The organism is Elusimicrobiota bacterium, from assembly GCA_026388095.1.
Taxonomy (GTDB): domain Bacteria; phylum Elusimicrobiota; class Elusimicrobia; order UBA1565; family UBA9628; genus UBA9628.
The window spans coordinates 94,111-106,270 of record JAPLKL010000064.1; the positions used below are offsets into that span (position 1 = coordinate 94,111).

Here is a 12,160-nt window from a genome sequence, read left to right on the forward strand (position 1 = left end):
GCGGCAAAGACCCCCTTCACCGCGACAACGTCGACCTGCGCCAATGCATGCAGCTCCAAAAACCCCTCATCTACATCGCCGGCATAGCCCCCAGCCGCTACCTAGTCGCCGGCCCAGCCCACATCGTCAACGACGACCCCCAACACCTCGTCTTCACGGTCCAGGTAGACGACCCCACCATCCTCAGGAAGCCCCACGACGCCACCGCCGCAGGCGAGATCGCCCTGCGCCGCCACTACATAACCACCGAAGTCCAACAGCGCGTCCATCAGCGCTCATTCCGGGAGAGAGTCCTTAAAGCCTATCAGGAGCAATGCGCCATCTGCCGACTGCGCCACCAAGAGCTCCTCGAAGCCGCCCACATCCTGCCTGACAGCGACCCCAGAGGCGAGCCCATCGTCTCCAACGGCCTGGCCCTGTGCAACCTTCATCATGCGGCCTATGACCAGAATATCTTGGGCGTCACGCCCGAGTTGAAAGTCGAGGTGCGGCTCGACGTGTTGGAAGAGAAGGACGGGCCCATGCTGCAGTGGGGCTTGCAGCATTTTCATGGGGCTGACTTATACGTGCCGCGGCGGCCCGAGCAGCGGCCCAACATGGAGTACGTGGCCAGCCGGTACGAGGCGTTCCAAAAGGCGTATTAGGTTGGCTGAAGGAGGGCCCTGACTCCCTTCGGGAGCCAGGGCGGGTCCCGCGCTTCGCGCGGGACCTCAAAACGGCGAGGGAACTTTTAAGGCCCCAGCTCGTATAGATGGTATGGGCCAAGCGAACCTCCCGGCAGGACAGACCCCACAAAAGCTCCTTGGCGACATCCGCGGACTCATAGAATCGGCTCGCAGCCAAGTGGCCCAGGCCGCAAATGCCGGCCTGGTCAGTCTCTACTGGAGCGTCGGCCGTCGGGTCCGCCAGGATATCCTGAAGGAGAAGCGGGCCGGGTATGGGCAGAGGATAGTGCAGACGCTGTCTGCACACTTGGCTCCTGAATATGGCCAGGGATTCAGCCAGCGGAACCTCTGGTGGATGATTCGATTCGTGGAAGTCTTCCCGGACTCCAAGATTGTGTACGCGCTGAGTACACAATTGGGCTGGACACATTTCCGGACTATCATTCCCATCAAAGACCCCCTCAAGCGCGACTTCTACGCCGAGATGTGCCGTATCGAGCACTGGAACGTACCGACGCTCCAGAAGAAGGTCTCCGACATGCTCTTTGAGCGCACCGCGTTGTCCCGCAAGCCCGCCCAACTTGCCGCCCTGGAGCTCAAGAAGCTCCGTGAGCAAGACCAGTTCACCCCGGACCTCGTCTTCCGAGACCCCGTGCTGTTGGGTTTCCTCGGGCTCAAGGATACTTATCACGAGAAGGACCTCGAGGCCGCCATCCTGCGCGAGCTCGAGAGCTTCCTCGTCGAGCTCGGAAGCGACTTCGCCTTCGTGGCGCGCCAAAAGAGGATATCCGTCGGGTCGGAGGACTACTACCTCGACCTGCTCTTCTTCCATCGCGGCATGCGGCGCCTGGTGGCCATCGAGCTCAAGCTCGGCAAGTTCCAGGCCGCGGACAAAGGCCAGCTCGAGCTCTACCTGCGCTGGCTCGACAAGCACGAGAGGCGCCCCGGCGAGCGCTCCCCCATCGGGCTGATCCTCTGCGCGGAAAGCGACGCCGAGCACGTGGAATTGCTGCAGTTGGAGAAGAGCGGGATCCGCGTGGCGCAGTACATGACAGGACTCCCGGATCGGGGGCTGCTGAAAAGCAAGCTGCATCAGGCCATCCGCCTGACCCGCCAGCGGCTCGCAGCCGCGCCCGCCGCACCGCATCCACCGGCATAACGGCAATCCCATCCCTTCGGGAGCCAGGGCGGGTCCCGCGCTTCGCGCGGGACCTCAGAACGGCGAGGGAACTTTTTCGGCTCGAGCTCGTATAGATGGTATGGGCCAAGAGAACCTTCCGGCAGCACAATCCCCCCAGAAGCTCCTTGGGGATATCCGCGGACTCATAGAATCGGCTCGCAGACAAGTGGCCCAGGCCGCCAATACCGGCCTGGTCATGCTTTATTGGAGCATCGGCCGGCGCATCCGGCAAGATATCCTGGGGAACCGACGAGCCGCCTACGGACGCCAGATTTTCTACACACTGTCTAGAAAATTGACGCAAGAATATGGGCCCGGGTACAGCATGGCCAATCTGTTCCATATGGTGCGCTTTGCCGAAGTCTTCCCTGACCCCAAGATAGTGTCAACGCTGTTGACACAATTGAGCTGGTCAAAATTCCGCGAAATCATCGCCCTCAAAGACCCCCTCCAGCGAGACTTCTACGCCGAGATGTGCCGCCTGGAGCACTGGAACGTGCGCACGCTTCATAAGAAGATCGCCGACATGCTCTTCGAGCGTACCGCCCTATCGCGCAAGCCCGCAGAACTCGCCGCCATCGAGCTCAAGGAACTCCGGGAGCAGGACAAGCTCACCCCGGACCTCGTCTTCCGCGACCCCATCATGCTGGACTTCCTCGGCCTCAAGGACGCTTACAGCGAGAAAGACCTCGAATCGGCCATCCTGCGCGAGCTGGAGAGCTTCCTCATCGAGCTGGGAGGCGATTTCGCCTTCGTGGCGCGCCAGAAGAGGATCACCATAGACCAGGAGGACTACTACATCGACCTGCTCTTCTATCACCGCGGCATGCGCTGGCTCGACAAGCACGAAAGGCGCTTGGGCGAGGAGTCCCCGCTGGGCCTCATCCTGTGCGCGAAAAAGTCGCCGGAGCACGTGGAACTCCTGGAGCTCGAGAAGAGCGGCATCCGCGTGGCGCAGTACATGACCGAACTCCCGGCCCGGGGACTGCTGGAAAACAAGCTGCACCAGGCCATCCGCCTGGCCCGCGAGCGGCTCGCAGCCGCGCCCGCCGCCCCGCATCCACCGGCATAGAAGATCTATGGGCCAAGCGCCAGCAGCGCTAGACAGAATCACGAATTTAGAGAGTTTACTGCCATGACAGATAAACTCCACATAATCGCACCTCGCACCCGCTGAGCATGGGCCTCCCGCCTCGCGTAGGCCCCCCCACTGAACAAAACGTCATTTCGTCGAATAATATCGATTTTAGAATCGGTTTTTTACGACATTTAAGCGGCAACAGATTTTCACTGAACAAAACGTATTTTCATCGAATTACATCTGTTTTAAAACACCTTTTCTATGACATTTAAGCGGCAAGCCATTCTATCTCAACTCCAAGAGAACCTTGCGCGGCCAGTCCATCTCCTCCAAATCCTGATGGGACCGCGGCAGGTCGGCAAGACCTTCGCGATCCACCAATTCCTGGAAGAATGGCCGGAGTCGAAGATCTACGAGACCGCCGATCGATTGGCCCCCCCGGACTCGCGCTGGCTGGCACGGCTCTGGCGCCAAGCCAGGGACCAGGCCGGACGCATGCCCCTGCTGGTCATAGACGAGATCCAAAAAGTGCCGCGCTGGAGCGAGGCCGTGAAGAAGCTCCATGACGAGGACGTGCGCCAGCGGCGGCCCCTGCGCGTGATCCTCCTCGGCTCGTCAGCCCTCCTGATTCAGCATGGGATGCGGGAGAGCCTCGCGGGACGCTTCCAGCTCATCCCCTGTCCTCATTGGAGCCATGCGGAATGCCGGGCTGCGTTCGGCTGGGACCTCGACCACTTCCTGTTCTATGGCGGCTATCCCGGAGCCGTCCCCTTCATCGGCGATTTCGCCGCCTGGAAGGACTACGTCCAGAACTCCCTCCTGGAGACGGTCATCGGCCGCGACATCCCCGCCGTGCGGCGCATCGAGCATCCCGCGCTGTTCCGCCAGACCCTCGGGCTGGCTTGCCAGCATCCCGCCCAGATCATCAGCCTCCAGAAGATGCTGGGACAACTGCAGGACCGAGGCAGCATCAACACGCTGGCCAACTATCTCGAACTCATCGCCGGCGCCTTCCTGGTCGAGTCCATCCGCAAATTCAGCCCTCAGGCCGCCCGCGTGCGGACCTCCAGCCCCAAGCTTATCGCGCGCAACAACGCGCTGGTCACGGCGCTGCGCGGAGTGCCGTTCGAGGAAACCCTCAAGGACAGGGCTTTCTATGGCCACCTGGTGGAGAATGCCGTCGGAGCGGCCCTGCTCAACGCCGGAGAGCGCGTCTTCTACTGGTCCGATCGCGACAATGAGGTCGACTTCGTCGTCCAGCGCGGACAGACGGTCCTGGCGATCGAAGTCACGGCCGGAGAAGGACACCCGGTTCCCGGGCTGCGCACCTTCCAGCGCCGCTATCCGGAGGCCAGGGCCGTCCGCATCGGCGGCGCGCAGGCCGACCTCTCCGTAGCGGAATTCTTCGAACGCGGGATCTGAGTCAAGAACGCCCGGGGCGCCAGAAGAGGGCTAGATGATGGGTGTCCAATTCTGTCTATTTCCGTCTAATTCCGTCGAATTGCGTCGAATTCGGCCCAGCTCGTAGTGGCTGAGCCGACCGCGCAAGTCACCGCGCAAGTCACCCCGCAAGCTACCCCGCAAGCTGCCCCGCAAGTTACCCCGCAAGTCATCCGTGTATTGCAGACTGCGGCGCGAGGCTCCAAGACGCGGGCAGAATTGCAGCAGGCAGCCAGAATCAAGGACAGGGAGTATTTCCGCAAAGCCTATATAGAGGCATTGTTGGCCGCGGGGTGGTTGGAGCGGACTGTCCCCCAAAAGCCCCGCAGCGGGCTGCAGAGATACCGCACCACCGAAGCGGGGCTCAAAGTGCTCGCCGACGCTTCACGATAGCGCCCCACTCAGACGCCACCGTGGGTTTGTAGAGTCAGCGTCCCCAGGCGAGGGCGCAGCGGAAGCCCGTGTCGTTGAACCAATGGCGGGGGTCGCCCCACATGCGCTTGGAGGAGCGCATGTTCTCTTGGCCGGGCTCCATCCAGCCGCCGCCGCGGATCACCTTGCGCGTGCTCCGCTCGTTGCCCGCGGCCGTGCCGGTGCGCGCGAAGCGCTCCTCCGGAGGGGCCCCATCCTCCGGCCCCTTGGGGTCGCGCGCCACGCCCCGGGCGGCCAGGGCCTCGTAGTAGTAGCGGTCGTACCAGTCCGCGACCCATTCCCACACGTTGCCCGCCATGTCCAGAGCGCCGTAAGGGCTGGCCCCTTGGGGTAAAGAGCCGACCCGGGCCGGGCCGGCCAGGACGTCCGAGTCCACATGGGCAAGTCCTTCCTTCGTCTCGTCGGCCCTCGGAGCCGTCCGCGCCATGCCTTCCTTCCACTCGTTGCCCCAGGGATAGGTCCGGCCGTCCGTGCCCCGGGCCGCGAACTCCCACTGCGCCTCGGTGGGCAAGGCCCGGCCGGCCCAGGCCGCATAGGCGGCCGCGTCGTGCCAGGTCACGAACCGGACCGGCAGTTCCTCGCTGCCTGGCCCCGCTCCCCTTTGCCAAGGCCCCTCGGGCGAGTAGGCCGCCTCCTTTATGAACCTCTGGAACTGGGCGTTGGAGACCTCCAAGCGGTCGATCAAAAAGGCTCCCAACCGCACCTTGTGCGGCGGAGCCTCGTCATAGCTGCCCTGCGCGCTGCCCATGAGGAAACTCCCCTCCGGGACAGGCACCAGCTCCATCCCGTCCTTGTCGCTGAAGTAACGGTCCGCGCGCAGGCTCACGCCCGGAGGCGGCGCGGGCCGCGGCCCGCAAGCGGCCAGGCCCAGCAGCAGCCCCGCCCAGAGCCCTATTCGGCGCATCGGAACCCCAAGGAGAAGTACCTGAACTCGCGCTCGCGCGCCTTCCTGGCCGCGGGCCGCACCGAGCTCGGATACGAGTCCGAGCCGCCGCCCTTGACCACGCCCTCCAAGACCCACTCCGCGACGTTGCCGGCCATGTTGCGCGCGCCGTAGGGACTCGCCCCCTGCGGGAAGCTGTTCACGGGAGCGGCGTAGATGTAGCCGTCGCGCTCCCCGTGCAGCTCATAGCCGCCGCTGTTGCACTTCTGGAAATCCCAGGCGTTGCCCCAAGGCCAGGTCCGGCCGTCCGTGCCCCGGGCCGCCTTCTCCCACTCCGCCTCCGTGGGCAGGCGCTTGCCGGCCCAGCGGCAGTAGGCGTCGGCATCGTACCAATCGACCCCCACCACCGGGCGGTCGTCCTCGCGGAAAGTCTTCTCGCTGAAGCGCCGCAGGCCGGCGAGCCCGGTCTTCTTGAGCAGGGGCGGGATGAACTCCTTCCAGTAGCGCGGAGTGTGGTCCTTGCCGTCGCCGTGGGTCCTCGCCCACTCCAGGAACTTCCGGTACCGCGCGTTGCTCAGCTCGAAGGTGTCGATGCGGAACGCCTGCACGGAGACCGCGCGCCGGTCCTCGCCCATGAGGAACGGCCCGCCGGGGACCGCGGTCATGGGGGCGTCGTCCCGGCCCAAAGCCAGGGACGAGAGGACCACGGCCAGGAAGAAGGGGCTCATTCGATGCTCAGCAGGAAATTCTCCAGGTCCTGCACCTGCAGCGCGTGGAGCTGGCTGGTCGCGCCGTGGGTGTCCATCATGTAGGTCTTCTCCTTGAGGAAGCTCTGCTCGTTGAAGCCGCGCTCCTTGCCCCCGGGCCGGACCTCCTCGCCGCCGCTGAGCGGGCTGTATTTGAACTTCCTCAGAGAGTAGTGGTCCGGCACCGCGAAGGTCTCGCGGACCGACAGGGCCCGGCCGTGGTGCAGGAAGACGAAGGGGCGGTCGAAGAGCCCGCGCAGCGAGAAGGTCGTGACCATCCCCTTCCTCTTGACCCCTCCCGGCTCCCAGGGCTCCAGGTCCCGGACGTAGCCGTTGACGCCGTCCATATAGTGCGGCCCCACGAGGGTGAAGGCCCCCTCCCGGGGCGAAAACGAGATGAGGGAGGGCAGGACGCGCGACTGGTTGTGGTAGAGGGGCTCGCTCTTGTCCGTGAAATGAGGAGGCTTGTGGCAGACCACGCAGCCCACGGCAAGATCGTTGAACAGGAGCCGGCCCCTGGCCGCGGACGGGCTGCGCTGGTCGAAAGGATTGGGCATAAGCCGCGTCTCCGCGGCCTGGAACTCGCCGATGAAGCGCTGCAGATCCCGAAAATCGAAGGCCTTGCCGAAGTACCGCATGGTGAGCCTGCGGATGAGCTCGTCGCGGCGCTCCTCCAGGTCCAGGTAGGACCGGCCCCAGGAGGCGGTGGACGTCTTGTCCTGGATCTCCTCGTGCTCGGCCCGGCCCGCGCGCGCCGAAGCGGGGCGGCGCAGCGCGGTGAAGTCGCCCTGCGGGTTGGGAGCCGTGAAAGCCTGGAGCGGCACGTGCTCGCGCGCGTCGTCGAACTGCCCAGCGAAGGCGCTGTGGGTCCCCTCGAAGTAGAAGGGCTGGACCGCGAAGAGGTTCTTGATCTGGGGGATGCCCAGCAGGCCGCCGTTGACGAAGTGGCCGTCGCGCATCTGGCCGATGGCCTGCCCGGCCCCCCAGCCCCGCGCGTCGCTGGTGTCGTAGATGTGGCAGGACATGCAGGAGGTGTCCCGGTCCCCGGAGAAGACGGCGGTGTTGACGAACATCTGGCCGCGCTCGGCGTTGGTGTCCGGGAAGGGGCGGGAGCGGCCGCCGACCGCGTATTCCCGCGAGGTCCCTCGCCGCGTGTCGATCACGCTGACGGACTCGCCCAGGTAGTTGGTCACCAACGCCAGCCCCTCGGCCGGCGTGCCCCGGGGCCCGAGGGCGACGTTGCGGGGCATGATCCCGGTCGGGTAGACCGCGACGGGAGTCAGGAGCTCGGAGGGCTCGCCCGCGCGCGGGGAGAGACGGTATTCGACGAGCTCGTAGGTCCCCAGCATGACCACGAAGACCCGGTCTCCGTCCACGACCAGGCTCTCCGGGAACGCGCCCACCACACGCTGCAGTTCGGGAGAGATGTCGCCGGCCGCGTCCTGGGGCAGGACCTCCGCGGAATCCGAGGTGTAGCGCACCCAGTCCGCGTGGGCCTCGTAGCGGTTGGCGCGCAAGGCGTAGCTGAGCGCGCCGTCCGGAGAGCGCGGCGGCACGCGCAGGCGGCTGGCGTCCAGTACCGTGATGTCGTTCTGGATGTCGCCCATCTTGGACGCCGCGGTGCCGTCTACGGCATCGAAGGGCCCGAGCACCTCCTGGTCCTTGAGCGGCAGGGGCTCGGTGGTGCTGGTGTCGCGCAGCACGGTGAACTGCGCCGCCGCCTGGCGGCGGTCCGAGGTCTCCCCGCCGTAGGGGTCGCGCTCCTTGGCCGCGCCGAAGCCGATGCCCATGGACAGGGCGATGAGGCGGTCGTGCCCGGCCGAGGTGTGCAGGGCCAGGTCGGTGATGACGTTCTGGGTGTAGATCCCGGTGACCTCCTCGCCGCGCTCCAGGTCCACCACCGAGATGTCCTGGGTGCCCTGGTTGCCCACGAAGAGCCGCCGCTCGTCGCTGCTCAGGGCCAAGGCGTAGGGCTTGGAGCCGAAGTTGCCCACCGGGATGCCGGGGCCCTGGCGCGCGGCCGCGATCCAGGCCGCGGCGCGGCGGTAGTCGGGGGAGGACTTGCGCCAGACGGACCGTCCCCCGGCGTGCATGTTGTTGCCCGCCCGGTCGTCGGCGAAGCCGTTGTCGGCCGCGGGCAGGGCCGCCCGCAGCAGCACGCTCTGCGCGGGGTCGCCCGCGGTCGAGTTCTCGAGCGCCGAGAAGAAAGCCTTGCGGGCGTCGTCTCCGGCATAGAACCCGCCCCGGGTCCGGCCGTGGCATTGCAGGGCGCCGCAGCTCCGCCTCAGGACCTGGTGCAGGTTGTCGTGGAAGGCCGCCTCGTCGAAGCCCCCCAGAGGACGGACCGCGGCGCGATAGGCGCCGCCGCGCGCGTCCACGTCGAGGACGAGGATCTGGTTGAGGTAGCGGTTGCTCACATAGGCCCGGGTCCCCGCCTTGTTATGGACCAGCCTCATGCAATAGAAGTCCAGAGGGATCTCGCCGGTCACTTTGTCGGAAGCCGTGTCGATCACCGAGGCGTAGTTGGAGAAGCGGTTGAGCACCACCAGGAATCTCCCGCCGGGGTGCGCGGCGATGGACCAGGGGCTCGAACCCACCGTGATCCTCTTGACCACTTTCCGCTTCGCGACATCGAAGACCGCGACCTCGTGGCCCGGCCGCGCCTCGCTGCCGGGCAAGGTGACGTACGCTTTCTTGCCGTCCGGGGTCAGCGCCAGGTCGAAGGGATGGTCGCGCCAAGGCTTGGGCTCGGGGTGGGGGTTGGTGTTGGCGACCGGCTTGAGGTCTTCCTTCTTGAAGGCCGCGCCGTAGGCCCACCGGGAGCTGGTGAGCAGGCCGTACTTGGAGGGCAGGCTCCCCGGCTCCGGGTCCCGGGGCCGGCCGCAGGCCGCCGCCGCGGCGAACAGCATCAGCAGGAGCATTGGGGGTCTCATCCTAGCGCGGCCCCCGGAACGGCGCCCCCAGGTCGATCCATAGGGCCATGAGCCGACGCTGCGCCTCGCTCAGGGGCGCCGGCGCGAGTCCCCGCGCCCGGAAGAGCTCCGGGCTGGGGTGGGGCCGGTCTCCGGACAGCGGGCGCTGGGCCTTGAGCTGCCGCCCTTCGAGCTTGGCGATGAGGTAGCTCTCGATGGCCATGGCGTCGCGTTCGCTGACGTACTTCTTGCGCCCGTACCAGCGGCTGGCGGGCTCCTCGAGCCGCAGCAGGCTCTCGTAGGCGTCGTTGTAGTAGCGGGTCTTCTCGCCGGTGAGCGTCAGTCCCGCGGGCGCGCCGGCGCCGCTGTGGCAGGCGGCGCAGTGCCGGTCGAGCATGGGCTGGATGTCGCGCTCGAAATCCACGGAGCGCCGGTCCTGAGGTCTGGCCCCCAGCGTCGCGGCGGGGGCCGCGCCGGGGGCGAGCGCCAGGACCGTGCCTTGTCCCGGGAAGGGGTTGGCCGGCCCGAAGAGCCGGGCCGGGTTGCCGCTCATGGCGCCCATGCAGGCCCCGCAGGTCTGGAAGGTCTCGCTCGGCGAGGGCGAGATGGTGAAGGTCTCGTTGGGCGCGAAGAAGTAGTACCGGGCGTCCTGGTGGATTACCAGCCCGTCCTTATTGATGCTCTGGATGATCATGGGAGTGTTGGAGGGCACCCAGGCGGACACGGACCCGTCCGGAAAGACCCGGGCCTCCCCCAGGACGCGCTTGAGCGGTGTGATGCCGTTGGCCACCAGCGTGCTCTCCGGGTCGCGGTTGCGGATCGCGTCCGTCGCGACCGGCCGGGCCAGCTCGGGGGTCATGGGCAGGGCCTCGACCATGCGCACGGCCGCGATCCGGTCGAGCGGGTCGGTCGGCTTGCCGGTGACGGGATCGATCTCGTAGCGGACGCTCTTGCCCACCGGCGTGGGGTCGCGCATGATGGCGTCGATGACGAGGAAGTTCCGCTCCAGGTACCGGGCCGGCCGGGTGTCCGCGGGCTGCCCCGGGTACCGGATGAGATGCTCGCGCTTGGGCCGGGTCGCGGCGTTGATCTTGGGCTTGAGCCGCACCAGGATCGGGCAGGCCTGCACCTCGCTGGCTCCGGCCGAGCTGGCGGCCGAGATCCTGGTCTTGCGCACCTTCGGGATCCCCTTGCCGCCCACGGGCTGCAGACTCGGGTCTCCCCGGAGCACGTAGAGGTCGAAGTCCGGGTCCGCGCGCGGGTCGAGGTGGTTCAGCGGCGCCCGGGAGTGCGCGACCAGGATGCCCCCGTCCGGCAGCGGCACGGGGTCCCGGAACGCCCCGCCCGGGGAGAAGCCGGTCCGAGACACCGCGCCGGGGCCGCGCTCCGGGAAGAGGGGCGTGTTCTTGAACACGAAGCGCGGGTGGGACGGGGCCTTGCCCTTGAAGATGAAGCGGGTGTTGGTGAGGTCGGGGCGCAGGCTCGGGGGGACGCCCTCCTCGTCGAACATGCCCGCGGCGTAGGTGTTGGGATTGCGCTCCTCGATGTCCGGGCCGAACTGATGGTCGCTGATGGTGAGGCTCCCGCTCTCCCAGAGGGTGTCCGGGTCGAGGCCCGCGTGGATGTCCGTGCCGTTGGGCAGCTCATGGCTGCCCGCGGTGATGAGGGTCTTGGAGCGGTTGCCCTGATGGGTGGGGAAGCTGAACCTGGTGTCCAGGTGGCGCCGGCAGCTGGCCATGTTGAAGATGGGCCGGCCGCGCTTGTCGCAGCCGGAGCGCTGCGAGACGAAGAACACCTCCCCGGTGCTGCGCACGCTGAGGTCGAGCTCGTCGGGACCCCAGGTGATGCGGGTGAGGGTCTGTGCGAAAATGGACTTCTCCCGGCCGGGCTCGGGGTCCTTCATGCCGTAGACGGAATAGGAGGGCAGGAAGCCCGGCTGGGTGCCGGGGTCCCGCTCGATCACGTAGATGGTGGACTCGTCGACCGGATGGGGGAAGGGCCGGTCCACGCTGATCCAAGACCGGCGCTTGCCGGTGAAGAGCCCGCTCTTGAAGGCGGTGATGGTGCGCCAGGAGCCTTGGTCGGTCCCGTCCACGATGAAGATGCGCCGGCCCACGAAGCTGCCCTCCGGCTCCGGCCGGTCGAAGTCCACGATGGTGGAGGCGTCCCCGCCGGCCGCTTCACCGAGGATGCCCCGGGGTGCTGCGCGCGTCACCTCGCCGGCGAGGCTGGAGGCGAAGACGATGTCCGCCCGGTCGAGGTTGAGGCCGCCGGCCGCGGCGTTCTCGTCGAGGGGGTCGGGCACGTAGACGGGGTCGGTGTAGTGGGCCTTGCCGCCGTGGGCGTCTGCGGGCTGGTAGGTGAGCTTGCGCAAGCTCCCCTCGCGGTAGTCGAGGTCTTCGTCCAGGGCGAGCTCATAGATGTTCAGGTTGTCCGCTTCGCCCACGCGCATGGCGAAGAGCACCGCCCGGCCGTCGTAGCGGACGTCCGGCTTGCGCACGTCCGCCTCGCGGCCGGGGTGGAACCGCGCGGTCAGGTTGACGGGCCGGGAGGAGGCCGTCTCCAAAGTCTCGCCGTCCTTGAGCTTGAGCAGGTAGAGGTCGCCGCCCGGGAGGTAGCGGCCCACGTCCAGGTATCTGCGGTGGTTGCGCTTCGGGGTGCGCACGAATACGATGCCGCGCAGCTTGCCCACCAGCGCCTCGGGAACGGGCTTGCCCCCGATGCGGAGCTTGGCGACAGCCTCCTTGCGCTCAAGGCCGATCCAGCGCTTGAGCGCCTGGTAGTCGGGGTCCTCCGGCCCGGTGAAGAACTGGTCGTTGCC

General features: G+C 66.9%; 8 protein-coding genes. 4 read left to right on the forward strand and 4 right to left on the reverse strand.

The window, feature by feature from the left end; translation table 11 throughout:
* Window positions 1-47 precede the first annotated feature (47 nt).
* The 4 genes from NTY77_16075 (at window position 48) to NTY77_16090 (ending at window position 4,348) form a co-directional block, all read left to right on the forward strand.
* Window positions 48-644 carry an HNH endonuclease gene (locus tag NTY77_16075; GenBank protein ID MCX5797010.1) on the forward strand — a complete coding sequence of 199 codons (597 nt, stop codon included), beginning with the start codon at window positions 48-50 and terminating at the stop codon, window positions 642-644.
* A 112-nt stretch (window positions 645-756) separates the two neighbouring features.
* Window positions 757-1,824, forward strand: coding sequence for a PDDEXK nuclease domain-containing protein (locus NTY77_16080; protein ID MCX5797011.1), 1,068 nt, complete (start codon window positions 757-759; stop codon window positions 1,822-1,824).
* 100 nt (window positions 1,825-1,924) lie between these two features.
* Window positions 1,925-2,917: a PDDEXK nuclease domain-containing protein gene (locus NTY77_16085; protein MCX5797012.1), complete on the forward strand. Its 993-nt coding sequence runs from the start codon at window positions 1,925-1,927 to the stop codon at window positions 2,915-2,917.
* A gap of 348 nt (window positions 2,918-3,265) precedes the next feature.
* Window positions 3,266-4,348, forward strand: coding sequence for an ATP-binding protein (locus NTY77_16090; GenBank protein MCX5797013.1), 1,083 nt, complete (start codon window positions 3,266-3,268; stop codon window positions 4,346-4,348).
* A gap of 445 nt (window positions 4,349-4,793) precedes the next feature.
* Here the strand turns inward: NTY77_16090 and NTY77_16095 are convergent, their stop codons facing one another.
* From NTY77_16095 to NTY77_16110, 4 genes are all read right to left on the reverse strand, one after another.
* Window positions 4,794-5,702: a formylglycine-generating enzyme family protein gene (locus tag NTY77_16095; GenBank protein ID MCX5797014.1), complete on the reverse strand. Its 909-nt coding sequence runs from the start codon at window positions 5,700-5,702 to the stop codon at window positions 4,794-4,796.
* Entirely contained in the window at window positions 5,690-6,409 is a 720-nt protein-coding gene (locus NTY77_16100; protein MCX5797015.1) for an SUMF1/EgtB/PvdO family nonheme iron enzyme, read from the reverse strand. The genes NTY77_16095 and NTY77_16100 overlap by 13 nt, the downstream gene beginning before the upstream one ends.
* Entirely contained in the window at window positions 6,406-9,348 is a 2,943-nt protein-coding gene (locus NTY77_16105; GenBank protein ID MCX5797016.1) for a YncE family protein, read from the reverse strand. The genes NTY77_16100 and NTY77_16105 overlap by 4 nt, the downstream gene beginning before the upstream one ends.
* A 13-nt stretch (window positions 9,349-9,361) precedes the next feature.
* Window positions 9,362-12,160, reverse strand: a 2,799-nt coding sequence (locus NTY77_16110; GenBank protein ID MCX5797017.1) for a hypothetical protein, incomplete at its 5' end; no start/stop codon positions are given.

Coding starts and splice junctions, on each gene's coding strand:
- NTY77_16090 (MCX5797013.1), top strand. CDS start 3,266: ATGGGACCGCGGCAGGTCGGCAAGACCTTCGCGATCCACCAATTCCTG.
- NTY77_16080 (MCX5797011.1), top strand. CDS start 757: ATGGGCCAAGCGAACCTCCCGGCAGGACAGACCCCACAAAAGCTCCTT.
- NTY77_16095 (MCX5797014.1), bottom strand. CDS start 5,702: ATGCGCCGAATAGGGCTCTGGGCGGGGCTGCTGCTGGGCCTGGCCGCT.
- NTY77_16105 (MCX5797016.1), bottom strand. CDS start 9,348: ATGCTCCTGCTGATGCTGTTCGCCGCGGCGGCGGCCTGCGGCCGGCCC.
- NTY77_16085 (MCX5797012.1), top strand. CDS start 1,925: ATGGGCCAAGAGAACCTTCCGGCAGCACAATCCCCCCAGAAGCTCCTT.
- NTY77_16075 (MCX5797010.1), top strand. CDS start 48: ATGCAGCTCCAAAAACCCCTCATCTACATCGCCGGCATAGCCCCCAGC.
- NTY77_16100 (MCX5797015.1), bottom strand. CDS start 6,409: ATGAGCCCCTTCTTCCTGGCCGTGGTCCTCTCGTCCCTGGCTTTGGGC.